Source organism: Bradyrhizobium sp. BRP23, from assembly GCF_020194135.1.
GTDB lineage: Bacteria > Pseudomonadota > Alphaproteobacteria > Rhizobiales > Xanthobacteraceae > Bradyrhizobium > Bradyrhizobium yuanmingense.
This window is the reverse complement of the sequence record NZ_JADYVW010000004.1, coordinates 515553-540172: the sequence shown is the minus strand read 5'-3', so window position 1 is coordinate 540172 and position 24620 is coordinate 515553. Positions and strand designations below refer to the sequence as shown.

The following is a 24620-nucleotide window of genomic DNA, read 5'->3' as shown; positions in this document are numbered from 1 at the left end:
GACGCCGATGCTTCGCATCGGCTATGGCGCCGGGTGAGGGCTTTGTCCTCTTGGGGATTGTCCCATTGCGGAAGCACCCTCTCCCGACTCGCTCCCGCAAGCCTGCGGGAGAGAGGGCACCTCTGTTGTTGCAGCGATCAAGCACTCGGCGAGCCATACGTGATGCCGCTGTCCGATCAGATGCGTCATGAGAAAGCTCCCCGCATCATCTTCGGTGGCGCCCACGCAGAGCCCGCCGTTGCGTCATACTATTGCGTGGTCCCATCCGCCGTAATGCGCGGCGCTACGGGTGCCGCGTGGCAGGCTCAGCCCGATGAGGAGGACACCGGTTGCAACGTTGGCTATCGTCGCGATTGTCGTGGCGCCGTCGAGGACAAAGGGGGAGATTGCCACCCATGCTCCGAGCGCGACGTTGGCGAACCGCGCGGCACGCGCCACCTCCGCCATCGCCGTAACGGCGACGAGGATGACAAGGCAGCCGGTGATATGGTCGCTGAAATAGAGGATCGGGCTCGTGCCGAAGGCAAGCGGCGTGATCATCAGCAGCATTCCAAGGAAAGAGCTCGCGACCAGCGTCCAGGGAAAATTGACGCCGCCGGTGACGATATCGCGCAGCACCGCCGATAACGGGCGGTCGAGATCGGGCGTCGGCGCCTGCTTCTCGGAGAGCGCCGGGCCACCGCGCCAGAAAGTGCGCCAGAACGGCTGGCCCGCCTGCTTCGCGCCCCAAAGATACTGACAGCTCGCCAGTACCTCATCTATCGAATAGGGGATGAGCACTATCGTGATCGCGGCCTGGATGATGCAGAGCGTACACAGTGCACCGATCAAAGGGGGCTGGATAATGATGAAGCTGACGCTCACGAGCCCGAGCGGGATAACCAGTAGGCCGAACAGAATCACCATCCATGGCATTGTGCGCCAGCGGCGACGGTCGCCGATCGCGCCTGCCAGGGCATCTAGCGCGTAGGCGAAGGCGCCAAACCCGGCATCGGCGACCGGAAAGCCCTTCGAGACCCAGGAGGTCACCACCGCCTCGCTGCCATTGGCGACCGCTGCATCACCTGGGCCGAAGAAAGGATCCCACAACCCGTCGATATGACCGAGTTGATAGGCGGCGAGATAGCGCGAGACGAACAGGCCGACAAAGGCCAGAGCAATGATGTGGAGGCGCTGGCTGAATGTGGATGGCGAGTAGGTCCAGCCGAGGGGGCGATCATCGTCGGCGGCGAGGGCTTGGCGGCTGATGCCCGGTGTTGGAGGAACCATCACCGCGAGCGTCACGATCAGCATGCCAGCAAGCGTATCGGTGGCGTAGGCTCCAGCGCTCGTGGTCCAGAACACGAGAGGTGCGAACATGACCCATATGCCGACGGCAGCGGTGAGCCACTGCAACCAGCGCCAGCGCCGACGCATGCCGATGAGTGCGAACGCGACGACAAGAATGCCGGACACGATCTCGCTGATGCCGAGCCTGCCGTCACGTGTCTCGGGCGAAGCGATCTCATGTCCCAGCGCCGGCGGAATTGGCGCCGCGGATGGATCGAAGAGACCAAGCGTGACAGGCGAGGCGACGAGCCACAGTCCAATCGCTGCATTGGTCAGCGGCGCCCAGAGCGTGCGCGCCCGATGCCGTTCCGTCTCGGCCTCAACCTCATCTTTCGAAGGCTCCAGCGATTGCCGCAGTCTCTCCGCGGCCTGGTCGAGCTCAGGTTTGGAAGCGGCGACCGTCGCAGGATGAAGTTTGTTCGTCTCGTACCAGTCCGTCGGGTCGACCTTGAGCCGCCGGATCATTTCGGGCAGCGTGGCGGTCAGACTGTGTCGGGGTTTCCACCCCAATAGGCTCCTCGCTCGCGAAGTATCGATCTCATAATGGTCGTCGGCATTCTCGATCATCCACGACTTGATGTCGGTATCCTGATCGAGAACCTTCTCCTGCATCCAAGTGCCGAGCTTCGTCATCTCTTTCGGGAGGGACATCGTCCGCCATCTCTCCCCATGCACAAGCTGGCCAATCCGCCTCTGCATCTCGTCGTAACTCGGCGTTTCCTCTTCGCCAATGAGCAGTGTCGTTTCATCAGCAAGATCATTGCGTCGATCGACCACGCGTACCACGGCCTCGACGAGGTCGTTCTTGTGGAGATAGGGCTGGCCAGTGGTGATGTCGCCGGTGAAGAGATAAGCGGTCGGCAAGCGCTCGAAGATGCGGGCGATCTGCTGCGCGATGAATGCCGCACGGCAGTCCTCGTCATAGACACCTGCAAGCCTCAGGATCGCGACCTTGATGTTGCCATGCTCGTTCAGGATCAGGGTCTCGGTCTTCGCCTTTGACTGCGGATAGGCCCAAGCTGGTTCGATCGGCGAATCTTCATCGATCTTTCTTCCCTTTGCTGAGCTAGGAGCATGCACGAGCAGCGTGCTCGAGAAGACGAACTGCTTCGTGTCGAATGCCTGAAGGGCCGCCAGCAGTCGGCGCGTTCCCTGAACGGTCACGGCATCGTATCTCGGGTTGTCTTCGCCGGTCGTGTCGTAATAGGCGGCAAGGTGAATGACCGAGGCGATCCGACCGCCTGTTCGCGCACGAACCTGGTCCAGCGCCTTCGCCACGATTGCATCCGAGGTGAGGTCGATCTCAATTGTCTCGATGCCGGACAACGGCTTCTTAGGGCGGCTGACATCGAGGCCGATGACCTGGTAACGATCCATCAAGCCGCGCGCGATCGCCTGGCCGAGAAAGCCGCTGCTGCCGGTGATCAGGACGGTGGGGCGAGACATGGCATTCGCTGCTCAACGTGTCTTAGCGAACGACCCGGGTACCCGAAAAGTTTCCTCCAACCTGCTTTTGCGTCCTGGATCGCCGGAGTATCACGCGTCCCATCCACCTACTTCGACGCCGCTGGTGAGCAGCCCAAGCTTGAATCGGGTGGAATCACACAACGTCGTGAGGTCGATGTGGACCGCGGCCCGGCCGCCAGCCTGAAAGAACTGTGGGTACGATGTCGGTCGCTCTGACGTACCCAGAGGATCCGGAGCAGGCGGCGCGCGTCGTGTTCGAGGTACTCTACGCGCCGTCCGAATCCGGACCAGAGATGGAAGGGATACGCTAGGCTACGCCAGCCGAGATGTACCCGTGGCCAAACCTAGTTGCATGCCGGTTTCATGGAAGCGGATCGTCTAGATCCCCAGCAGCTTGCGCGCGTTCGCCTTCAACACCTTCGGCCGGATTTCGTCGCGGATCTCGATCTTGGCGAAATCGGACAGCCAGCGGTCCGGCGTGATCACCGGCCAGTCCGAGCCGAACAGCATCTTGTCCTGCAGAATCGAGTTGATGTAGCGCACCAGGATCGGCGGGAAGTATTTCGGCGACCAGCCCGAGAGATCGATGTAGACGTTCGGCTTGTGGGTCGCGACCGAGAGCGCCTCTTCCTGCCAGGGGAAGGAGGGGTGGGCGAGGATGATCTTGAGGTCGGGGAAATCGGCCGCGACGTCGTCCATGTACATCGGGTTGGAATATTTCAGCCGCATGCCCATGCCCCCGGGCATGCCGGAGCCGACGCCGGTCTGGCCGGTGTGGAACAGCGCGATCGCGCCGCCATTGTTGATCTCCTCATAGAGCGGATAGGCCATGCGGTCGTTGGCGTAGAAGCCCTGCATGGTCGGGTGGAATTTGAAGCCGCGCACGCCGTATTCCTCGATCAGCTTGCGTGCCTCGCGGGCCCCGAGCTTGCCCTTGTGCGGGTCGATCGAGACGAAGGGGATGAGCACGTCGAGATGCTCGGAGGCGATCTCCAGCATCTCCTCGTTCTTGTAGCGGCGGAAGCCGGTCTCGCGCTCTGCATCGACCGGGAAGATCACCGCAGCGATGTTCTTGGAGCGGTAATAGGCCGCGGTCTCCGGCACGGTCGGCGGATGCTTGTGCGGCGACTTGAAATACTCCGCCATCTGCGCCTGGAAATCGTCATAGCCGTCGTCGGGATGGGTGCCGCAGGGCTCCTCGGCATGGGTGTGGATGTCGATGGCGACGACTTTGTCGATATCAGGCAGCTTCAGCTTCGGCATGGGTGTCCTCCCGACGGGTTGCCGAATTGATTATAGGATATAACGAATTTGGCAAGGCGCTGGTGGCGGCGAAAGCGCAGGCGGCAAAAGTCTTTGCCGAGCCTGACCTCCAGTGCGCCGGATCGGGCCGATCCGGCCGCTTCTACTGTGCATGGGGTTGTTTTCACGGTTTTGCTCGTTGGGAGCCTGAGTTAACATTGACATGACCTCCCGCCATGCCTTAAGAACCGCCCCGTCCCGGGCGGTCGGTCCGCCAGCGGGAAAAATCTCATTTTGCCACATTCGCGCGTGCCGAAACGGTAGTGCCGAACACGGCCTTTCGAACGTTCAGGATTCTGCCATGAAGGTCCGTAACTCGCTGAAATCGCTGCGCGGTCGCCATCGCGCCAACCGCCTCGTCCGCCGCAAGGGCCGGGTCTATGTGATCAACAAGGTGCAGCGCCGCTTCAAGGCGCGCCAGGGCTGATCTGAGCGGCTGATCACGCCCTGCCGGGAGCCTTCGCGCGCCCCGCAAGACCACGGTCTCACACGAGTTTGACGCCGCCTTTGCTTTGCAAGGGCGGCTTTGCGCGTTTAGACTTCCACCATGGCAGTGAAATTCCGTTTCGCGCGCACCCTGTGTCTGGCCCTCGTGCTGGGAACCGCCGGCCTTGCGCCGGCGGCCCTGGCCCAGCAGGTCGAGCCGCCCGGCAAGCAGAAGAAGCTGCCGGAGGCGCCGTCAAAGCTGCCGAAGGTCGACCGCAGCAAGAATCTCGATTTCCTGTTCGGCGCGCTGAAAGCGGCGCCCGACGAGGCCAGCGCCAAGCACGTCGAGGCGCGGATCTGGGCGATCTGGCTGCAGACCCCGAGCGACACCGCCGCGCTCCTGATGTCGCGCGCCAAGACCGCCGTCGATGCGAAGAAGATCGACGTCGCGATCAAGCTCCTGGATTCGATCATCAAGCTCAGGCCCGATTACATCGAAGCCTGGAACCGGCGTGCGACGCTCTATTACATGCAGAACGATTATGGCCGCTCGCTCGCGGACATTCAGCAAGTGCTGATCCGGGAGCCCCGCCATTTCGGCGCGCTCGCCGGCCTCGGCATGATCATGCAGGAGGTCGGGGACGAGAGGCGCGCGCTCGAGGCCTACCGCAAGGCGCTCGCCGTCAATCCGCACCTGGAAAAGATCCCCGACCAGGTCAAGGCGCTGACCGAAAAGGTCGAAGGCCGCGACATCTAGCTATAACTCGATCATATCTTGAGCGATCGCGGCCGCCGCGGATTAACCACGATCCGCGCCGGGACGTTGCAAGGACTATTGCAAGGCCTGTTGCAGGCCTACCTGCATGGCAGGAGCGAAAGCCATGAAGCGTTTGATGGTCGCAGCGACATTGCTGCTCGCGTCGGGAACGGTGAGCTTCGCCGACGGACTGTTCTGGGTGGTCGGCAACCGTGCCACCGGCAAATGCGCCATCGTGACCAGCAATCCAGTCATCATTGGCGACATCTGGTTCGGCGACGGTCCCTACAAGTCCAGGGCCGATGCCAAGCTTGCGCGCTCGACGATTCGCGTCTGTCCCCCGGTCACGCCCGAGGAAGAAAAGCAGGAGGAGGGGGCGAACTAGGCTGCGCCTAATGCAGCACGCTGCTGCCGCGCTCGACCAGGCCGCGGTCGGCGGCTGCGGCGTAGGCCTTTGCCAGCTCGGTCTCGAGATGCTCGTTGATCAGGAGCAGCGCCCGCACCGCACCGCGCAGGTCGCCGTTGCAGCTCGCGACGATTTCGTCGATTGCAGTATCGTTCGATCTGAAGCTCATCGAAAATTCTCCGGTTCAAACCAGGACAATCCTGCCGGTCTTTCCCGCATCCCCCTGATGTTGCGGGGAGGATCGGCGCCCACCCGCGCCTAGATGGCGGAACCGACCATGGCGATTATATGGAAGCTGCGATGACGCCCGCATGAAGCTGGTCCGAAGCTTGCGTGCGGCTTTGAATAGCCCTGATTTCATTGAGTTTTCTCGATCGGCAATTATGCACATATCCACAGCCCCTGCATTTTCAGTGGAAGCGCGCACCGCCGGTGGCGAAACTGCCGGCCGAGCAGACCCGTAACTGCCCCGTGCCCAGGATCACCCGGATTCTCTCCATGATCGTGATGTCAGTCGTGACGGCGCTGGTCCTGCTGGCGCTGCTCACGCAGGCCGGAATCGTCGCCGTGCAGCGGGCCTTTCCGCCGCAGGGGCGCATGGTCGAGGTCGAGGGCGCCGCGCTTCACGTCGTCGAGATCGGCCCGCGCGAGGCCGCCCCGCCGATCGTGATGCTGCACGGCGCGAGCTCCAACCTCGAAGCGATGCGGCGGCCGCTCGGCGATCTCCTCGCCCGGGATCATCGCGTGATTCTGATCGACCGCCCCGGCCATGGCTGGAGCACGCGCGCAAGCCGGCAGGATTCGACGCCGCAAATTCAGGCGCGCATGATCGACGAGGCGCTCGGCAAGCTCGGGATCGATCGCGCGGTCTTCGTGGTGCATTCCTGGAGCGGCGCCCTCGGCGCGCGGATCGCGCTCGATCACCCGCGCCGCGTGGCAGGTCTCGTGATGCTCGCGCCCGTCACGCATCCCTGGCGCGGCGGTGTCGGGCGCTACAACGAGATCATCGCAACGCCCGTGATCGGCCCGCTGCTCGCCTACACCATCACGCTGCCGCTCGGCTATTTCATCACCGAAGCCGGGGCCCGCAACGTGTTCCTGCCGCAGATCATGCCGGATGGTTTCGTGCAGGACTCCGCGACACCGCTCCTGCTGCGCCCGCGCGAGTTCATCGCCAATGCCTATGATCTGGTGACGCTGAAGGAGTCGGTCGCCGCGCAAGTCGCGCGCTATGGCGCGATCACGGCGCCTGTTACGATCATCGCCGGCGAGCCCGACAAGACGGTGAGAACCAATATCCACGCGCGTCCGTTCGCCGCGGCGGTGTCGAATGCAAAGCTGATCGTGCTGCCCGATCTCGGCCACATGGTGCAGAACGCCGTGCCGGATCTCGTGAAGGCGGAGATCGAGACGATGATCGGAAACATCGCCCCGGCGCAGGCGGTCGCCGACTAAAGCATTTTTCGAGCGAAGTGGAAACCGGTTCGCGCGAAGAAACGCGTCAGAACAAGAAAGCCAGAGCTTCGATTCTGGTCCGATCAGAACCGAAGCTCTAGCGTCCGCCTCGTGCGCGCTTACTGCTTGATCTTCCCGTCCTTGTCGTATTGGGCAAGGAAGGCCCAGAGATTGTTGATCTCGGTCTCGTTCTTGATGCCGGCGAACGCCATCTTGGTGCCGGGGATCTTGGCCTTGGGATCCTTGATGTATTCCTTGAACGTGGCCTCGTCCCAGGTGATGCCGGAATTCTTGTTGGCGTCCGTGTAGCTATAGCCCTCAACCGCGCCCGACTTGCGGCCGTTGAGGCCGTTGAGCTCCGGGCCAACCTTGTTCTTGGCGCCTTCGCCGATCGCGTGGCAGGCCAGGCACTTGTTGAACGATGTCTTGCCGGCCGCGACATCCTGCGCCATCGCGGCGGGTGCGGTGGCAATGACGGTGAGGATTGTCACCGCGCCGAAAGTCAGTTTTGTCATAAGTGTGCTCTTCGTCTCTTCCCGGGTCAGATGGAGGGTCGTGGTTTTGGCAGGTCCGGTGCAAGTGGACAAGCCGCGAAACTCTGACAGGTTTCCTGCTAGCAGACTTGCCCCAGAGAGAACTTGCGCTGCAACAAAGCAATGCGACCTTCGGAGGACCTACCCAAAGTCCGCAAGACATGATTGATTTGCCGAGATAATTCCATCCGTCGGACGAAGGCTTCTTAAAATGGTCATCATGATGCCCGCAAGCGACCAGGCCGTGCTGGCGCGTCGCAGCGAAATCGTCGCCGCCTTGCGCGCAATCGTGCCGGGCGAGGGCGTGATCGACAGCCTCGCCGAGATGCGAGCCTATGAATCCGACGGGCTGACCGCCTATCGGCAGCCGCCGATGGTCGTGGTGCTGCCCGATACGACCGAGCAGGTCTCGCTCGTCCTGAAATATTGTGCCGCGCAAGGCATCAAGGTGGTTCCGCGCGGCTCCGGCACCTCGCTGTCCGGTGGCGCGCTGCCCCTCGAGGACGGCGTGCTGCTCGGCCTCGGCAAGTTCAAGCGCATCCGCGAGATCGATTTCGACAACCGCGTCGTCGTCACCGAGCCCGGCGTCACCAACCTCGCAATCAGCCAGGCGGTCGCCCATGCCGGCTTCTATTACGCGCCCGATCCGTCCTCGCAGATCGCCTGCTCGATCGGCGGCAACGTGGCGGAAAATTCCGGCGGCGTGCACTGCTTGAAATACGGCATGACCACCAACAACGTGCTCGGCTGCGAGATCGTGCTGATGAGCGGCGAGATCCTGCGCATCGGCGGCAAGGGCTGCGAGAATCCCGGCTATGACCTGATGGGCGTCATCACCGGTTCGGAAGGCCTGCTCGGCGTCATCACGGAGATCACGGTGCGCATCCTGCAGAAGCCGGAAACGGCGCGCGCGCTGATGGTCGGCTTTGCGCAAGTCGAGGCGGCCGGCGAATGCGTGGCCCGCATCATCGGCGCCGGCATCATCCCCGGCGGCATGGAGATGATGGACAAGCCCGCGATCCACGCCGCGGAGGCCTTCGTCCATGCCGGCTACCCGCTCGATGTCGAAGCGCTGCTCATCATCGAGCTCGACGGGCCCAAGATCGAGGTCGACGAGCTGATCACGCGCGTCGAGGCCATTGCGAACGCCTGCGGCTCGACCACCTGCCAGATCTCGACTTCGGAGGCCGAGCGCAACCTGTTCTGGGCCGGCCGCAAGGCCGCGTTCCCCGCCGTGGGCCGCATCTCACCCGATTATCTCTGCATGGACGGCACCATCCCGCGCGGCGCGCTGCCGAAGGCGCTGGCGCGCATCCGCGAGCTCTCGGAAAAGTACCAGCTCGGCTGCGCCAACGTGTTCCATGCCGGCGACGGCAATCTGCACCCCCTGATCCTCTACGATGCCAACAAGCCCGGCGAGATCGAGCGCGCCGAAGCCTTCGGCGCCGATATCCTGCGCGCCTGCGTCGAGTTCGGCGGCGTGCTCACCGGCGAGCACGGCGTCGGCATCGAGAAGCGCGACCTCATGCCCGACATGTTCAGCGAGATCGACCTCAACCAGCAGCAGCGCCTGAAATGCGCCTTCGATGCGCAGGGCCTGCTCAATCCCGGAAAAGTATTTCCGACCCTGCACCGCTGCGCCGAGCTCGGCCGCATGCACGTCCACGCGGGCAAGCTGGCGTTCCCGGATTTGCCGCGGTTCTAGGCTCCACCGTGACGGGTGCAACCTCTCCCAGCATGACGGATTTGATGCTCGGGACGACAGCGGCGTGTTGGTCGCCTACTGCGCCAGCGCCAGGATGCCGCCGGCAAATGCGTGCCACGCCGCCGTTTCGCTGACCGGCCAGTTGAGCACCTTCACCGCCAGAAGCGCGAGCGTGCCCGTGATGTATACCGGATGCATGCGGCCCTCGGCGCGCCAGTCGCGCACCATGGCGACGACAAGCAGAATGGAGGCGACCACAGCAGGCGCGATCGTCACGGGCACCGGCGGCGGGCCGGACGGTCCTGATGGTGCGAGGAAGGTCAGGAACCAGCGCGCGATCGCGGCGTCGAGGATCGAGACCGCCGCGAGCAGCATCAGGCGCTTGTGAACCTCGAGCCTGCGCGTGTTCATGATGGCGAGCGCGAACACCACGGCAAAGAATGTGATGCCGCTCAGCGGCACGATCGAGAAGGCGATGCCTGCATCGGCCTGTCCGAGCGCCGCGGCGTTCTTCATCGAGGTCACGGACGCGAAGAAGCCAGAAATGACCATCGCGGTCGCAAGCGAGACGCCGACGATGCCGAACGAGCGGTGATTGACCACGCGGCCGGAGGCCGCGAGCCAGGTCTGGAGCACGAAATAAAGCGACCAGGTGAAGAACAAGAGTCCGTGAAAATGGATCACCGGGCTTGCGGACAATGTCCGGTGAGCGAGCGGCACCCAATAGGTCGGTGCGAAGCCGAGAAAGGCAGTGGCGGCGCAGGCGAGCGCCATGTGGAGATAAAAATATCGTGCAGGCGACGCATCACGCGCGCGTACACGACGGTCGTCAATCAGGGTCGTCATCAGGGGTGAGTCTGGAGAGGCGGGGTTTGGTTCAAGCTGCGGGACGCTGTGTGTGACTCGGCGCACATTGCAGAGCGCCCAAACTCTTGTCGGGACGACAGCGGAGAGACATCATCCGCCCGCGCTCAATTCTGCGCGATCGAGCTCCTCCTCGAGCCGATGAAACGCATCGTCGCCGATCACCTCGGTGGCGCGCAGGTCGAAGATCGCCTTGCGCGCGGCCTCGATAGCGCCGCGGCGCAGGGGATCGGCGGGCAGTTCGCCCTTGCTGATGCCGCCGTTGGGATCGGTCTCGGCCTGCATCAGGATGGCGCGATATTCGAGCCGCAGGATTTCCGCCTCCTCCGACGGATCGCTCTCGATCGCATCGAGCGCGGCGCGATAGGCCACGGCGCGGCCGCGGGCGACCTCGATGCCGACGGGATCGTCGTCCTTGAGGTTGAAAGCGAGGATCAGCGGCCGCAGCGTCAGGCCCTGGATCACCAGCGATCCCAGCACCACCGCAAACGCGATGAAGACGATGAAGTCACGATAGGGAAAGTTTTCCGGCAGGGCAAAGGCGGTGGCGAGCGTGACGAGGCCGCGCATGCCGCACCAGGAGATGATGAGCCCGCCCTTGGGCGAGGCCACCTGCTGCGGATCCTTGGGATGATAGAGCCCCTGCGCGATCAGCACCCGCAGGCTCGTGCGATAGAACGTCACCCAGAACAGGCGTACCAGGATCACCGTAAGCAGGATCCAGGCGGCGGCCACGCAATATTCCCAGCGCACGTCCGCATCCAGCCGCGTCCAGATCGGCCGCATCTGCATGCCGATCAGCATGAAGGCGAGCACGTTGAGCATGAACACGGTCGTCTCCCACACCGCATAGGACGGCACCCGCAGCCGCGCCGGGATGCGCGCCGGTGCGGTGCGTGCGACCGTGATGGCGTAGACCACGATGGTGAGGATGCCGGAGAGACCGAGATGCTCGGCGGCGATCCAGACCATGAAGGTGGTGGCGAACTGCACGATGATGGCGCTCGGCGCCTCCGTCACCCGCTCCATGAACAGCGGAATGATGCGGCCTGCGGCCAGACCCGCGATGACGCTGCCGACCAGCGCCAGCGCCATGGTCGGGGCGACCTGGCTCCAGGTCAGATGCTCGGTGGCGACCGCGCCGACGGCGATGCGATAGATCAGCAGCGCGCTGGCATCGTTGAGCAGGCTTTCGCCCTCCAGCACCTTGACCATGCGGTGGGGCAGCTTGACCTGGCTCAGGATCGCAACCGCAGCGGCCGCATCCGGCGGCGCCACGATGGCGCCGAGCGCGACCGCGGCGGCCCAGGGCATGTCGGGCATCAGCCGGTGCGCGACATAGGCCACGGCGGCCGTGGTGAGGCCGACCGCGGCCACCACCAGGGTCGAGACCGGAACCCAGTTCTTGCGAAGGTCGCGCAGCGACGTGTCGAAGGCGGCATCGAGCAGGACCGGCGCGACAAAAAGGGCAAGGGCGAGGTCGGGCTCCAGCGTCCAGGACGGGCTCGACGGCACGAAGGCGATCAGCGCGCCGCCGATGGCGAGAAAGGTCGGGTAGGGCACCTTGATCCGCCGCGCCAGCGCCGATAAGCCAACCGCGCCGAGCAGCAACACAATGATCCATTCGAATGTCGACACGATGATCCCCGAAGCCGATTTCAGCGGCGCCACAAGCTAGCACCAATCCGGCCGTATGATGGATAGTGCGGCTTCAAGGCAAGAGCTTAACATCGACGACAAGGCTTCGACTGCAACGCATGCGTTTTCTCATTCAGCTGATCGGCGCCGGACTGCTCTATGCGCTATCGTTCGCCCCGGCCGATGCCGCGACCGGCGGCGGGCCGGTGGCTGTGACGCAGGTCGATGTCGCGCCCTGCCTCGCCGCGGCCGCAGCCGATGACATGGACAAGGCCGCCACGGCCTGCGCCGAAGTGATCGACAACGAGAAGACGACGAAGGCCGATCTGATCAAGGCTCTGATCGCGCGCGGTGCGCTCTATGCGCGGCACAATCAGGTGGACCATGCCATCGCCGACGACAGCCGTGCTCTTCTGCTCGATCCCGGCCTTGCCGACGTCTTCAATGCGCGCGGCGAACTCTGGCTGAAGAAGGGTGACAAGCCGAAGGCGGTGCAGGATTTCGGCGCAGCGCTCAGGATCGATCCGAACCACGAGAAGGCCAAAGCCAATCACAAGGCGATGGCGCGCGAGATCGAGCGGATCGGCGCGCAGATGGCGGTCGCCGGCAAGCCCAGCTTCAATTGCGGGCGAACGCGTCGGGCGGTGGAACGGGCGATCTGCGGCAATCGCGAGCTCGCCGATCTCGATCGCGAGGTCTTTGCCTCCAATGCCCGTGCGATCCGGGAGGCGCGCAATGCGGCCGAGGCCAAAGCGCTCCAGCGCGAGCAGGTCGAGTTCATCGCGCGCCGCAATGCCGATTTCGGCCGGCCGGGATACGACCTGAAGAAGGCGATGCAGCAGCGCTTGCAGCGGCTGAACGGTGTGGATGGATATTGAGATTTTCGCCTTTCCCCGCAAGCGGCAGGGCAATCGCATTTGAATATTGCAGGGGTCGTCATGCCCGGGCTTGTACCGGGCATCCACGTTCTTTGTGCCGTGTGAAAAGACGTGGATGGCCGGGACGAGCCCGGCCATGACGCTGTGGAGACAGCCGGTGCCCATAGCCACATCTCATATGCGATAGTCCTGCCCAAGCAGGGCGAGGGAGAGCCGGCAGCGCTCCGTCCCTCCCAGGCCCGGTTTGAACCCATCGCTTGCCAGCTGCGACAACGGTGAGAACCCGACGTCACGGAGCCCTATGTCATGTGCGGCACTCACGCCTCCGCGCAAGCGCTTTCGCCTGCCAAAATCTCGCTTCGCGCCCTCTTTCTCGGCGCGGCCATGAGTTTCGTTCTCGCGGCTCCCGCCGCGGCGAGCACCGAGTGCGTGCTGGGAAGCAAGGCCGCCCCGGTCGAGTTGATCTCCGCGTGCAGCGCCATCATCGACCAGACCGCCAATTCGGCCGCCGAACGCAGCGCGGCCCTCGTCGTCCGCGCCGAAGCCAATGCGCAGACCCTTGGAGGCCAGTCACAGGCGCTGCGGGATCTCGACCGCGCCATCGCGCTCGACGGCAAGAACGCGAAGGCTTGGCGCGTGCGAGGCGATCTCCTGCGCGAGGCCGGCGGCGATCTCAATCGCGCCGCGGCGGATCTGACCAAGGCGATCGAGCTCGACCCGCAGGATGCCGAAGCTTACGAGCTGCGCGGCGTCGTCTACACCAATCAGCGCCGCCTCGACCGCGCACTCGCCGATTACGACCAGGCGATCAAGCTGAAGCCGGACGATGCGCAAGCCTGGTCCGACCGTGGTGTGGCCTATTATCTCGGTGGCGACAACGAGAAGGCGATCAGAAATTTCGACGAGGCGCTGCGGCTCGATCCCGACCGCGCGCGCACCTACACCAATCGCGGCGCGGCCTACAAGAAGCTCGGCCAGTTCGACAAGGCGGTCGCCGACGACGGCGAGGCGATCAGGCTCGACCCGAAGGTGCCGGAATATTACGACAACCGCGGCCTGACCTATGCTGCGATGGGCGAGTACGACAAGGCGATTGCCGATTACGACCAGGCGATCCGGCGGGAGCAGCGCGCCAACTTCCTGACAAACCGCGGCGACTCCTACCAGTTCAAAGGCGAGCTCGGGGCGGCGCTGAGCGACTACGAGGCTGCGCTGAAGCTCGATCCGAATTTCGCCAAGACCTACAACAACCGCGCGGTGCTCTACAAGAAGATGGGCGAGCGCAAGAAGGCGCTTGCCGATTATGAGACGGCGCTGAAGCTGGATCCCGGCAACGAGAATGCAGCGAACGGCCGCCGCAGCATGATTGCCGAGATCGCCAGGTTCGGCGCGGCGTCGCCGGGCCCAATGCATGCGCGCTCGGCCGACGATAGCGGTCCGTCCTTCAAGTGCGCCACCGCCAAGCGTGAGGTCGAGAAAGTGATCTGCGCCGATCCGCAGCTCGGCGTGCTCGACCGTCAGATCGCCGAGACCTATGAACGCGTGCTGAGGGCTTCCAAAGGACGTTCCGCTAGCGACCTGCGCAAGACCCAGCGCGAGTTCCTCACGACGCGCAATGCGAGCTTCCGCCGCCCCGGATACGATCTGAAGAGGATCATGCAGGACCGCTTGCAGCGGCTGAACGCGATGGAGAGCTGAGAGGCTCTTCTTCGCCTCTCCCCGCCTGCGGGGAGAGGCCGGAATTTGCGTCAGCAAATTCCGGGTGAGGGGACTCTCTGCGAGTCCAATTTGCACGATGATTGCGGATGCAGCCCCTCACCCCAACCCTCTCCCCGTAAGAACGGGGAGAGGGAGCGCACCGCCCGTGCCGCAGCCGCGCCCCTCCGCCAAAAAACCCATCCTTTTCAGCTTGAACCGCGGCCCGTTCCCGGGAAAATGGCTCCAAACAAGGCCGGCAATTGATCCTTGTCATGGCGGGGCGCCTGTCCTGCCACGAGGTTCAAGCCAGGTGAATAAAGGGAACGGGAGCGCGGGAATGAATATCCAGGGCAAAAGCAGCTATCATGAAGTCCATGCGCGCTCGCTGGCTGATCCCGAGAGCTTCTGGGCCGAGGCGGCGAAAGAGATCGACTGGATCGAGCCTGCGACGAAGATCTTCGATCCCTCGCAAGGAACCTACGGCCGCTGGTTCGCCGGCGGCGTCGTCAACACCTGCTACAACGCCCTCGACCGCCACGTCGAACGGGGGCGCGCCGACCAGGTCGCGCTGATCCATGATTCGCCGCTGACGGGCTCGGTCACCAAGTTCACCTATGCCGAACTGCTGAACGAGGTCCAGGCGCTCGCCGCAATCATGCAGGATTTCGGTGTCGCCAAAGGCGATCGTGTCATCCTCTATATGCCGATGGTGCCGGAGGCGGTGGTCGCGATGCTCGCCTGCGCGCGGCTCGGTGCGGTGCACTCGGTGGTGTTCGGCGGCTTTGCCGCGAAGGAGCTTGCCACCCGCATCGACGATGCGCAGCCCAAGCTGATCCTGTCCGCCAGCTGCGGCATCGAGCCCGGCCGCATCGTGCAGTACAAGCCGCTGCTCGACGAGGCGATCAAGCTTGCCAGCAGCAAGCCGAAGGCCTGCATCGTGCTGCAGCGTCCGCAGCTCACCTGCGAGATGACGCCGAGCCGCGATTACGACTGGGCCAGCCTGCGCCGCAAGGCGCTGAACGACGGCAAGCGCGCGGCTTGCGTGCCTGTCGCCGCGACAGACCCGCTCTACATCCTCTATACCTCGGGCACAACAGGCGTGCCGAAGGGCGTCGTGCGCGACAATGGCGGGCATCTCGTCGCGGTGAAATGGTCGATGTTCAACCTCTATGGCGTCAAGCCGGGCGAGGTCTGGTGGTGCGGCTCCGACATCGGCTGGGTGGTCGGCCACAGCTACATCGTCTACGGCCCGCTGCTGCATGGCGCGACCACTATCATGTACGAGGGCAAGCCGGTCGGCACGCCCGACGCCGGCGCGTTCTGGCGCGTGATCTCCGAGCACAAGGCGGTGGCCTTCTTCACCGCGCCGACGGCCTTCCGCGCCATCCGCAAGGACGACCCGGAAGGGAAATTCATCCGGCAGTACGACCTCTCGAAATTCCGTACCCTGTTTCTCGCCGGCGAGCGAGCCGATCCGCCGACCGTGGAATGGGCGGAGCAGCAGCTGAAGGTACCGGTGATCGACCATTGGTGGCAGACCGAGACCGGCTGGTGCATCGCCGGCAATCCGGTCGGCCTCGGCATGCTGCCGGTGAAGCACGGCTCGCCGACGGTGCCGATGCCGGGCTATCAGGTCGATGTCGTCGACGAAGCGGCAAAGCCGGTCGGCCCCAACACCATGGGCTCGATCGTCATCAGGCTGCCGATGCCGCCGGGCTGCCTGCCGACGCTGTGGAATCAGGACGCGCGCTTCAAGGAGGCTTACCTGAGCGAATTCCCCGGCTATTACAAAACCTCCGACGCCGGCTACAAGGACGAGGACGGCTATATCTTCGTGATGGGCCGCACCGACGACATCATCAACGTCGCCGGGCATCGCCTCTCCACCGGCGGCATGGAGGAGATCCTGGCCTCGCATCCCGATGTCGCCGAATGCGCCGTGCTCGGCGTCAAGGACGCGATCAAGGGCGAGGTGCCCTGCGGCTTCCTGGTGCTGAAAGCGGGCGTGAAGCGCCCGCCGGCCGAGATCGAGAAGGAGATCGTCGCGCTGGTGCGCGACAAGCTCGGCCCGGTCGCCGCGTTCAAGCTCGCCATCACCGTCGGCCGCCTGCCCAAGACGCGCTCCGGAAAGATTCTGCGCGGCACCATCAAGAAGATCGCCGACGGAGAATCCTGGACCATGCCGGCGACGATCGAGGATCCCAAGGCACTCGAGGAGATCGGCGAGGCGCTGAAGGGACGGATGTGAGGCGAAGCGTCATCCCGGGGCGGGAAGGGCGTTGCTTCACCGCTCTCCACTGTCATCGCCCGCCTGTGCGGGGAACGACAGCGAGCGTGGAACGGCGTCCAGGGACTTACAATCTCCGCATTCCGCGCTAAACAGGGCCGGCCGATAGGGGACCTCGTATGCCACTTGCCGCCGCGCCACGCCTGCTGACCGCCTTAGCTCTCGCCGTCGCTCTCTCCGCCTGCTCGGCGCGCTACCAGAATCCGGTGGCGGCGGGCGGCGATGATGACGACGCCGTCTGCCAGAGCCGCGGCTATGCGCAGGGCTCGCCGGAATACGTAGCCTGCCGCAAGGACCGCGACGTCCAGCGCAACGCGGCCACCGCGCGCGCCGACCGCCGCCAGCGCGATCTCGGCGAGTACATGCTGAACAACCCCGTGCGCCCGTGATGTGAGCTGCGGCACTATGCTGCCGCGCCACCCGCTTTGCATTCGCGGTTTCCGTGACACATCTGCAACGCCGGGGCCAAATCGCGTCGCGATAGTCCTGGTTTGATCGGCATCAAATCCTTCACCATTCTCTTTCTGCTCTGACGCTGATGTCGCGCAACGACGCGTCGACATGGTTGAAGGGGATTGAAAATGGATGGAACGATAAGAAACTTGGCGCGGGTCGCGACGCTCGGCGCGATGCTCGTGGGCACTTTTGCATCAGTGCAGGCGGCAGATCTGCCGGTCTACAAGAAGGCGCCGGTGCCGGTGGAGGCGTTCAATCCGTGGATGATCCGCCTGCGGGTGCTCGGCGTATTGCCGGATGCGGGCGGGAGCACCGTCAATGTCGCGGGCGTGCCTTCGCTGTCGTCGCCGAATTCAGGCCTGTCGATCAGCGACCAGGTCGTCCCCGAGCTCGACATCAGCTATTTCTTCACCAAGAACATCGCTGCCGAATTGATCCTGGGCGTGACCAGGCATTCGATCAGCGGCACCGGCTCGCTCGCGAATCTGCCGATCGGCAAGACCACGCTGCTGCCGCCGACGCTGACGCTGCAATATCACTTCGACCAGTTCGGCGCGTTCAAGCCGTATGTCGGCGCGGGCGTGAACTACACCGTGTTCTTCAACAATTCCGCGGCCAATGCGCCTTCCGCGATCGCCGGTCCGCCCGCGATCGTCGCCACCACCACCAACCTGCACGTCAGCAACGCCTGGGGCGGCGCCGTCCAGTTCGGCTTCGACTACATGATCGACCGGCACTGGGGTCTCAATGTCGACGTCAAGAAGCTCTGGCTGCGCCCGAACTACAGCGCCATCGTCTCCGGCCTGCCGGTCACCGGCACCGCGCATATCGATCCGTGGCTTGTCGGCGCGGGTGTGACCTACAAGTTCTGACCTGAAGCCCAGCTCGGGCGTACAAACAAAACGCGGCAGGTTTTCCTGCCGCGTTTGCGTTGATGGTGGATGAACGGGAGGAATTACTCCTCCTCATCCTCGTGCTTCTTGCCGCCGAGCGTCTTCAGCTTGGCGAACACGGCGTCGACGTTGAGGTCGTCGCTGGACTTCTCCGCGGGCTCGTACTCGTCCTTGCGGGTGGTCTCGGAGGCCGGCAGCAGGGTGGCGCCGCCATAGGCTGCGTCGATCGGCTTCTCCTTCGCCGCGCGCTGCACCTCGAAATCGAGCTCGATCTGCGAGCACAGACCGAGCGTGACCGGGTCGATCGGGGTCAGCGCCGAGGTGTTCCAGTGGGTACGGTCGCGCACGCTCGCGATCGTGCTCTTGGTGGTGCCGACCAGGCGCATGATCTGGGCGTCCTTGAGCTCCGCATGGTTGCGCAGCAGCCAGAGGATGGCGCTCGGGCGCTCATGGCGGCGCGAGACCGGGGTGTAACGCGGGCCCTTGCGCTTGGGCTGGGGCGGCAGCACCACCTTGCTCTCCTGGAGGCGGAGCCGGTAGTCCGGGTTCTTTTCGCCCTTCTCGATTTCCTCGCGGGTCAGCTGGCCATTGGAGAGGGGATCCATGCCTTTGATGCCCTGGGCGGCGTCGCCGTCGGCGATGGCACGCACCTCGAGGGGATGCATCTTGGTGAAATCGGCGACCTGGTCGAAGGTCAGCGCGGTGTTGTCGAGCAGCCAAACGGCGGTCGCCTTGGGCATCAGAGGTGCGTTGCTCATGGCAAATCTCCTTTGTGCTTCGCCCACCCCTCTGGAGGCGAAACCGGTGGTCATCAGCGATGACAGGGAATTCGCGCTATATAAGCCCGGAGGGGGTAGCCATGCAATGGTTCTGCTATAGATAGTGCCTTGACACCGCCCGAAAGGGGGCCCAATTCCCTTTGAACCGCTGTAAGGTTCAAGCCGACAGTTTTAAGCCAAATTCCCATCCATCGACCGCCCCGGCAGAACGCGATCGGGTGATTCGGTCCCGAGATCGCTCAATGTCAGCCAAACCAGACCTCAAGATCGTGCTTTGTTCTCCCCGCGGCTTCTGTGCCGGGGTGGTCCGGGCGATCGACACCGTGGAACGGGCGCTCGATAAGTACGGCGCCCCCGTCTATGTTCGCCACGAGATTGTGCACAACAAGTACGTCGTCGATGGGTTGAAGAAGAAGGGCGCCATCTTCGTCGAGGAGCTCGCCGAAATCCCCGAGAATACCACCGCCCCGGTGGTGTTCTCGGCCCATGGCGTACCGAAATCGGTTCCGGCCGACGCCCAGTCCCGCAACCTGTTCTCGCTGGATGCGACTTGCCCGCTGGTGACCAAGGTGCATCGCGAGGCCGCGATCCATTTCAAGCGCGGCCGCGAGATCTTCCTGATCGGCCATTCCCACCATCCCGAGGTAGTCGGCACGCTCGGCCAGCTGCCGCCCGGCGCAGTGACCCTGATCGAGACCGCCGAGGATGCCAAGACCATCACGCCGAAGGACCCCAACAACCTCGCCTTCGTGACGCAGACCACACTGTCGATCGACGACACCGCGGAGATCGTCGCGTTGCTCAAGGAACGCTTCCCCAACATCAACGGGCCGCACAAGGAAGACATCTGCTACGCCACCACCAACCGCCAGCTCGCGGTGAAGAAGGTGGCGCCGGTGGTGGACGCGCTCATCGTGGTCGGTGCTCCCAACTCGTCGAACTCGCAGCGCCTGCGCGAGGTTGCCGAGCGCGAGGGCTGCAAGATCGCGGTGCTGGCGCAGCGCGCCGCGGACCTCGACTGGACCAGGTTCGGCAACATCAAGAGCCTTGGCATCACCGCTGGCGCGTCCGCGCCTGAGGTGATCGTCGAGGAGATCATGGACGCCTTCGCCGAGCGCTACACGCTGCACGTGGAGACGGTCTCGGCCGCGGAAGAGAACGAGTTCTTCCCGTTGCCGCGTCAGGTGCGCCCCGAAGCTGCCGCCGAGTAGACCTTGATGGCGGTCTACACCGACGTCGCCGCCGACGAGCTTGCGGATTTCCTGAAGCAATACGATCTCGGCGAATTGCTCTCCTACAAGGGCATCGCCGAGGGCGTCGAAAATTCCAACTTCCTGCTGCACACAAGCAAAGGCTCGTTCATCCTCACGCTGTACGAAAAGCGCGTGGCAAGGAACGATCTGCCGTTCTTTCTCGCGCTGATGACGCATCTGGCCGAGCACGGCGTCAATTGTCCGCTGCCTGTGAAGGCAAGAGACGGCGAGGCGCTGCGCGAGCTGGCAGGCCGGCCCGCAGCGATCATCACCTTCCTCGAAGGCGTCTGGCCGCGCAAGCCGAACGCGATCCATTGCGCCGGGGTCGGCGAGGGGCTGGCGAAGATGCATCTGGCAGGCGCGAATTTTGCGATCAAGCGCACCAATGCGCTCTCGGTTTCCGGCTGGCGGCCGCTGTTCGACGCAGCTTCAAGCCGCGCCGACGAGGTGCAGCCCGGTCTGCGCGATTTTCTTGCCGCCGAACTTGATTATCTCTCGAGCGGCGTCTGGCCGAGCAACCTGCCCGAAGGCGTGATCCACGCCGACCTTTTCAACGACAACGTCTTTTTCCTCGGCGACAAGCTCTCGGGGATCATCGACTTCACCTTCGCCTGCAACGACATGCTGGCCTATGACGTCGCGATCTGCCTCAACGCCTGGTGCTTCGAGCCGGATCATTCCTTCAACGTCACCAAGGCGCGTGCCTTCCTCAACGCCTATGGCCGGGTGCGCAAGCTGAGCGAAGCCGAAGAGGCCGCGCTGCCGCTGCTGGCGCGGGGCGCGGCGATCCGCTTCCTGCTGACGCGGCTGGTCGACTGGCTCAACGTGCCCGCAGGCGCGCTGGTCAAGCCGAAGGATCCGCTCGAGTATGTGCGCAAGCTGCGCTTCCATCAGAGCGTGACGAGCGTGCGCGATTATGGGCTGATGCCGTCGGGGCTGGTGGCGTGAGCGAGCTACCCAATGTCACGATCTATACCGACGGCGCCTGCTCCGGAAATCCCGGGCCGGGCGGCTGGGGCGCGATCCTGAAGTTCGGCGACAAGGAGAAAGAGCTGAACGGCGGCCAGCCGCACACCACCAACAACCAGATGGAATTGATGGCGGCGATTTCGGCGCTCGAAGCGCTGAAGCGGCCGTGCACGGTCGACCTCTACACCGACAGCCAGTATGTCCGGCAGGGCATCACCGGCTGGATCTTCGGCTGGAAGCGCAACGGCTGGCGCACCGCCGACAAGAAGCCGGTGAAGAATGTCGAGCTATGGCAGCGCCTCGACGCAGCGCTGAAGCAGCACGAGGTCCGCTGGCACTGGGTCAAGGGCCACGCCGGCCACCCCGAGAACGAGCGCGCCGACCAGCTGGCGCGCGACGGCATCGTCATGGCGCGGTTGCAGCAGCGGGTGAGGGAGTAGGGGGCGCCATCGTCGCCTCATTCACCACTGTCATCGCCCGGCTTGACCGGGCGATCCAGTACTCCGATACGTTTCTGATTCAACCGAGAAGCCTCGGCGTACTGGATGCCCCGCCTTCGCGGGGCATGACAGCGTCATGTGTGGCTAAGACCGGTGGCGCCTCACAGCTGCCCGAGCAGCGTATCGCCGCCGGAGACCTCGACCTTGCCGGGCATCGCCTCGAGGTTCAGCTTCTTGACCACGCCGTCCTCGATCAGCATCGAATAGCGCTTGGAGCGGATGCCGAGGCCGTTGGCGGAGGCGTCCAGCTCCATGCCGATCGCCTTGGTGAAGTCGGCATTGCCGTCGGCGAGGAAGACGGCCTCGTCGCGCTGGTCGGTGTCGCGCTTCCAGGCGTTCATGACGAAGGCGTCGTTGACGGAGACGATGGCGATGGTGTCGACACCCTTGTCCTTCATGGCATAGGCGTTGAGGAAGATGCTCGGCAGATGCATCTTGTGGCAGGTGCCGGTATAGGCGCCGGGGACCGCGAACAGCGCCACCTTCTTGCCCTTGAAGATGTCGTCGGTGGTCTTCACCTGCGGGCCTTCCGCCGTCATCACGCGGAATTTCGCCTCGGGCAGCTTGTCGCCAATCTGGATCGCCATCGTCAGTCTCCCTGAAAATCGGTCCCGCTTTTTAGACCGGGCGGCGGGCCTGCACAATATTGCCAGTGGCGGAAGCGGCGAGGATGGCGGCCGTTCACCGTGATGTCATCAGCCGGCAAAACCGCCGCCGTCGAGGAAGGCCTGCTCCTCCTCGGTGGTGTCGCGGCCGAGGAGACGGTTGCGGTGGGGAAAGCGGCCGAACCGCGCGATGATATCGGCGTGGTCGCGCGCGTATTTCAGGCTTTCGGTATTGTCGGTGTTTCGAAACAGCGCGACGCAATGCAACTGGTCGGCCAGGTGCTCGGAATGCATGAAGGGCAAATAGAGGAATTCCAGCAGGAGGGGATCGACCCTGCGATCGACGCCGCGCGCGATGGCGCGGCGGGCGACGTCGCGCGCCTGTGCGTCGCTGGCAAAGGCCTGCGGCGTGCCGCGAAACATGTTGCGGGGAAACTGGTCGAGCACGATGACGAGTGCCAGCACGCCGTCGTCGCTTGTCTCCCATGAGGCAAGCTCGCCGGCGGCTGCCTTCTGCCACAGCGAGAGAAAGCGGCGTCGTATCTCCGCATCGAAATCATCGCTGCGCTCGTACCAGCGTTGGCGCCCGGCCTCTCGCCAGAAGGCGAGAACGCCTGATGGCGTGATGTCGCGGGCGTCAGCCATGAACGGAGGCGCGCCTTACGCCGCCTCCGCCTTCTTCTCGTCGCGAAGCTGCCGACGCAGGATCTTGCCGACATTGGTCTTCGGCAGGTCATTGCGGAATTCGACGTGCTTGGGCACCTTGTAGCCGGTGAGCTGGTCGTGACAGAACTTGATCACGGCATCCGCCGTGAGGTTCGGGTCCTTCTTCACCACGAAGGCCTTCACCGCTTCGCCCGACTTGGAATCGGGGATGCCGATCACGGCGCATTCGAGCACGCCTGGATGGCTCGCGATGACTTCCTCGACCTCGTTCGGATAGACGTTGAAGCCGGAGACCAGGATCATGTCCTTCTTGCGGTCGACGATCTTGATATAGCCCCTCTCGTCCATCACGCCGATGTCGCCGGTGCGGAAATAGCCGTCCGCGGTCATCACCTTGGCGGTCTCTTCCGGCCTGTTCCAGTAGCCGGACATCACCTGCGGGCCCTTGGCGCAGATCTCGCCCGCCTGGCCGAGCGGGACCTCGTTGCCCTCGTCGTCCCGGATCGAGATGTAAGTCGACGGCACGGGGATGCCGATCGAGCCGGCGAACTCGGTCGCCGTGGGCGGATTGCAGGTCAGGACAGGCGACGTCTCCGACAGGCCGTAGCCCTCGGCGATGCTGCAGCCTGTGATGTTCTTCCATTGCTCGGCAACGGGGCGCTGCACCGCCATGCCGCCGCCGTTCGAGATCTTCAGCTTGGAGAAGTCGAGCTTCTTGAAGTCGGGATGGTTCATCAAGGCGTTGTAGAGCGTGTTCACGGCCGGGAAGGTGTTGACCTGGTATTTCGCCAGCTCCTTGATAAAGCCGGGTATGTCGCGCGGGTTCGGGATCAGCAGGTTGCAGCCGCCGGCGCGCACAGCCAGCAGATAACAGGCCGTCAGCGCGAAGATGTGATAGAGCGGCAGCGCGCAGACGATCATGAGCTGCTCGACATGCGGCGGCGAAGCGAGCGCCGGCTGCAGCCAGGCATCGTTCTGCAAGACGTTGGCGACGATGTTGCGATGAAGCAACGTGGCGCCCTTGGAGACGCCGGTGGTGCCGCCGGTATATTGCAGGAAGGCGACGTCACCGGGCGACAGCTTCGGCTTGTTGAACGTCATGCCACGGCCGGCGGACAGCGCGTCGTTGAAGGAGACCGACCCCGGCAACGACCAGGCCGGTACCATCTTTTTGACCCGGCGGACGACGAGGTTGACGATCACGCCCTTGAAGCCGAGCAGGTCGCCCATGCTGGCGACGATGACGTGCTTCACCTGCGTCCTCGCGATCACCTGCTCGACGGTGTGGGCGAAGTTCTCCAGCACGATGATCGCTTCGGCGCCCGAATCCTTCAGCTGGTGCTCGAGCTCGCGCGGCGTATAGAGCGGGTTGACGTTGACCACCGCGAAACCGGCGCGCAGCACGGCGGCCGTCGCGACCGGGTATTGCAGCACGTTCGGCATCATGATGGCGATACGCGCGCCGCGCTGCAGCCCGCGGCCCTGCAAGTAAGCGGCAAGCGCGACCGACATCTGGTCGAGGTCGCGATAGCTGATCGACTTGTCCATGCAGATGAATGCCTTGCGGTCGGCGAACTTGGTGAAGCTCTCCTCCAGCAGGTCGACCAGCGATGCGTATTGCGTCGGCTCGATATCGGCAGGCACGCCGGGCGGATATTGCTTGAGCCAGATGCGCTCCATGGAAGACTCCCCTCATTGACCAGGGCCCGTTGTTCTCGGGCTTGCCTCGTTGTCGCCAGTATCCAGCTTGCCGG

23 protein-coding genes are annotated in these 24620 nt (G+C 64.0%); 13 read left to right on the top strand and 10 right to left on the bottom strand.

The window, feature by feature from the left end; translation table 11 throughout:
* Nucleotides 1-243: 243 nt before the first annotated feature.
* Together I6F24_RS14140 and I6F24_RS14135 are read right to left on the bottom strand one after the other, a co-directional pair.
* Nucleotides 244-2775, bottom strand: a complete 2532-nt coding sequence (locus I6F24_RS14140; RefSeq protein WP_225149337.1) for an NAD-dependent epimerase/dehydratase family protein — start codon at nt 2773-2775, stop codon at nt 244-246.
* Nucleotides 2776-3174: 399 nt separating this feature from the next.
* Complete coding sequence (locus I6F24_RS14135) at nt 3175-4059, bottom strand: amidohydrolase family protein (protein WP_036021159.1); 885 nt, start codon at nt 4057-4059, stop codon at nt 3175-3177.
* 340 nt (nt 4060-4399) lie between these two features.
* On the opposite strand from I6F24_RS14135, the gene ykgO reads away from it, so the two are divergent.
* The 3 genes from ykgO to I6F24_RS14120 all read left to right on the top strand — a co-directional run bounded on the left by ykgO (nt 4400) and on the right by I6F24_RS14120 (nt 5666).
* Entirely contained in the window at nt 4400-4525 is a 126-nt protein-coding gene (gene ykgO / locus I6F24_RS14130; protein ID WP_006611362.1) for a type B 50S ribosomal protein L36, read from the top strand.
* 120 nt (nt 4526-4645) lie between these two features.
* Nucleotides 4646-5281, top strand: a complete 636-nt coding sequence (locus I6F24_RS14125) for a tetratricopeptide repeat protein (protein WP_225149336.1) — start codon at nt 4646-4648, stop codon at nt 5279-5281.
* A 124-nt stretch (nt 5282-5405) separates the two neighbouring features.
* Nucleotides 5406-5666 carry a hypothetical protein gene (locus I6F24_RS14120; protein ID WP_225149335.1) on the top strand — a complete coding sequence of 87 codons (261 nt, stop codon included), beginning with the start codon at nt 5406-5408 and terminating at the stop codon, nt 5664-5666.
* A gap of 7 nt (nt 5667-5673) precedes the next feature.
* Here the strand turns inward: I6F24_RS14120 and I6F24_RS14115 are convergent, their stop codons facing one another.
* Entirely contained in the window at nt 5674-5856 is a 183-nt protein-coding gene (locus I6F24_RS14115; RefSeq protein ID WP_028180446.1) for a hypothetical protein, read from the bottom strand.
* A 329-nt stretch (nt 5857-6185) separates the two neighbouring features.
* Here I6F24_RS14115 and I6F24_RS14110 point away from each other — a divergent pair, with 329 nt between their 5' ends.
* Nucleotides 6186-7142: an alpha/beta hydrolase gene (locus tag I6F24_RS14110; RefSeq protein ID WP_036021165.1), complete on the top strand. Its 957-nt coding sequence runs from the start codon at nt 6186-6188 to the stop codon at nt 7140-7142.
* Nucleotides 7143-7261: 119 nt separating this feature from the next.
* Here I6F24_RS14110 and cycA read toward each other — a convergent pair whose 3' ends face one another.
* On the bottom strand, nt 7262-7657 hold the full coding sequence (cycA, locus tag I6F24_RS14105; protein WP_035997470.1) for a cytochrome c-550 CycA: 396 nt from the start codon (nt 7655-7657) through the stop codon (nt 7262-7264).
* A 229-nt stretch (nt 7658-7886) separates the two neighbouring features.
* On the opposite strand from cycA, the gene I6F24_RS14100 reads away from it, so the two are divergent.
* Entirely contained in the window at nt 7887-9380 is a 1494-nt protein-coding gene (locus I6F24_RS14100) for an FAD-linked oxidase C-terminal domain-containing protein (RefSeq protein WP_225149334.1), read from the top strand.
* A gap of 75 nt (nt 9381-9455) precedes the next feature.
* On the opposite strand, the gene I6F24_RS14095 is transcribed toward I6F24_RS14100, so the two are convergent.
* Both I6F24_RS14095 and I6F24_RS14090 read right to left on the bottom strand, forming a co-directional pair.
* A complete protein-coding gene (locus I6F24_RS14095; protein WP_225149333.1) occupies nt 9456-10226 on the bottom strand; it encodes a hypothetical protein in 771 nt (256 codons plus the stop codon).
* 111 nt (nt 10227-10337) lie between these two features.
* The gene (locus I6F24_RS14090; RefSeq protein ID WP_225149332.1) at nt 10338-11915 is read right to left on the bottom strand and encodes a sodium:proton antiporter; all 1578 of its coding nucleotides are present in this window, start codon (nt 11913-11915) and stop codon (nt 10338-10340) included.
* A gap of 86 nt (nt 11916-12001) precedes the next feature.
* Here I6F24_RS14090 and I6F24_RS14085 point away from each other — a divergent pair, with 86 nt between their 5' ends.
* The 5 genes from I6F24_RS14085 to I6F24_RS14065 all read left to right on the top strand — a co-directional run bounded on the left by I6F24_RS14085 (nt 12002) and on the right by I6F24_RS14065 (nt 18073).
* The gene (locus tag I6F24_RS14085; protein WP_225149331.1) at nt 12002-12760 is read left to right on the top strand and encodes a tetratricopeptide repeat protein; all 759 of its coding nucleotides are present in this window, start codon (nt 12002-12004) and stop codon (nt 12758-12760) included.
* 306 nt (nt 12761-13066) lie between these two features.
* Complete coding sequence (locus I6F24_RS14080) at nt 13067-14458, top strand: tetratricopeptide repeat protein (protein ID WP_225149330.1); 1392 nt, start codon at nt 13067-13069, stop codon at nt 14456-14458.
* A 337-nt stretch (nt 14459-14795) separates the two neighbouring features.
* On the top strand, nt 14796-16706 hold the full coding sequence (locus tag I6F24_RS14075) for a propionyl-CoA synthetase (RefSeq protein ID WP_225149329.1): 1911 nt from the start codon (nt 14796-14798) through the stop codon (nt 16704-16706).
* 158 nt (nt 16707-16864) lie between these two features.
* Nucleotides 16865-17134 carry a hypothetical protein gene (locus I6F24_RS14070; protein ID WP_225126530.1) on the top strand — a complete coding sequence of 90 codons (270 nt, stop codon included), beginning with the start codon at nt 16865-16867 and terminating at the stop codon, nt 17132-17134.
* Nucleotides 17135-17326: 192 nt separating this feature from the next.
* A complete protein-coding gene (locus I6F24_RS14065) occupies nt 17327-18073 on the top strand; it encodes an OmpW family outer membrane protein (RefSeq protein ID WP_225126527.1) in 747 nt (248 codons plus the stop codon).
* Nucleotides 18074-18156: 83 nt separating this feature from the next.
* Here the strand turns inward: I6F24_RS14065 and I6F24_RS14060 are convergent, their stop codons facing one another.
* Nucleotides 18157-18852, bottom strand: coding sequence for a cell cycle transcriptional regulator TrcR (locus I6F24_RS14060; RefSeq protein ID WP_035997500.1), 696 nt, complete (start codon nt 18850-18852; stop codon nt 18157-18159).
* A gap of 263 nt (nt 18853-19115) precedes the next feature.
* On the opposite strand from I6F24_RS14060, the gene ispH reads away from it, so the two are divergent.
* The 3 genes from ispH to rnhA are packed head-to-tail and all read left to right on the top strand — an operon-like array spanning nt 19116 to nt 21535.
* Nucleotides 19116-20084 carry a 4-hydroxy-3-methylbut-2-enyl diphosphate reductase gene (gene ispH / locus I6F24_RS14055; protein WP_036021214.1) on the top strand — a complete coding sequence of 323 codons (969 nt, stop codon included), beginning with the start codon at nt 19116-19118 and terminating at the stop codon, nt 20082-20084.
* Nucleotides 20085-20090: 6 nt separating this feature from the next.
* Nucleotides 20091-21074, top strand: coding sequence for a homoserine kinase (locus tag I6F24_RS14050; protein ID WP_225149328.1), 984 nt, complete (start codon nt 20091-20093; stop codon nt 21072-21074).
* Nucleotides 21071-21535: a ribonuclease HI gene (gene rnhA / locus I6F24_RS14045; RefSeq protein WP_035997507.1), complete on the top strand. Its 465-nt coding sequence runs from the start codon at nt 21071-21073 to the stop codon at nt 21533-21535. The genes I6F24_RS14050 and rnhA overlap by 4 nt, the downstream gene beginning before the upstream one ends.
* A 161-nt stretch (nt 21536-21696) precedes the next feature.
* On the opposite strand, the gene I6F24_RS14040 is transcribed toward rnhA, so the two are convergent.
* The 3 genes from I6F24_RS14040 to I6F24_RS14030 form a co-directional block, all read right to left on the bottom strand.
* A complete protein-coding gene (locus I6F24_RS14040; RefSeq protein WP_028180275.1) occupies nt 21697-22182 on the bottom strand; it encodes a peroxiredoxin in 486 nt (161 codons plus the stop codon).
* 108 nt (nt 22183-22290) lie between these two features.
* The gene (locus tag I6F24_RS14035; protein ID WP_036021216.1) at nt 22291-22845 is read right to left on the bottom strand and encodes a DUF924 family protein; all 555 of its coding nucleotides are present in this window, start codon (nt 22843-22845) and stop codon (nt 22291-22293) included.
* A gap of 15 nt (nt 22846-22860) precedes the next feature.
* Nucleotides 22861-24546: a long-chain fatty acid--CoA ligase gene (locus I6F24_RS14030; RefSeq protein WP_225149327.1), complete on the bottom strand. Its 1686-nt coding sequence runs from the start codon at nt 24544-24546 to the stop codon at nt 22861-22863.
* Nucleotides 24547-24620: the final 74 nt, after the last annotated feature.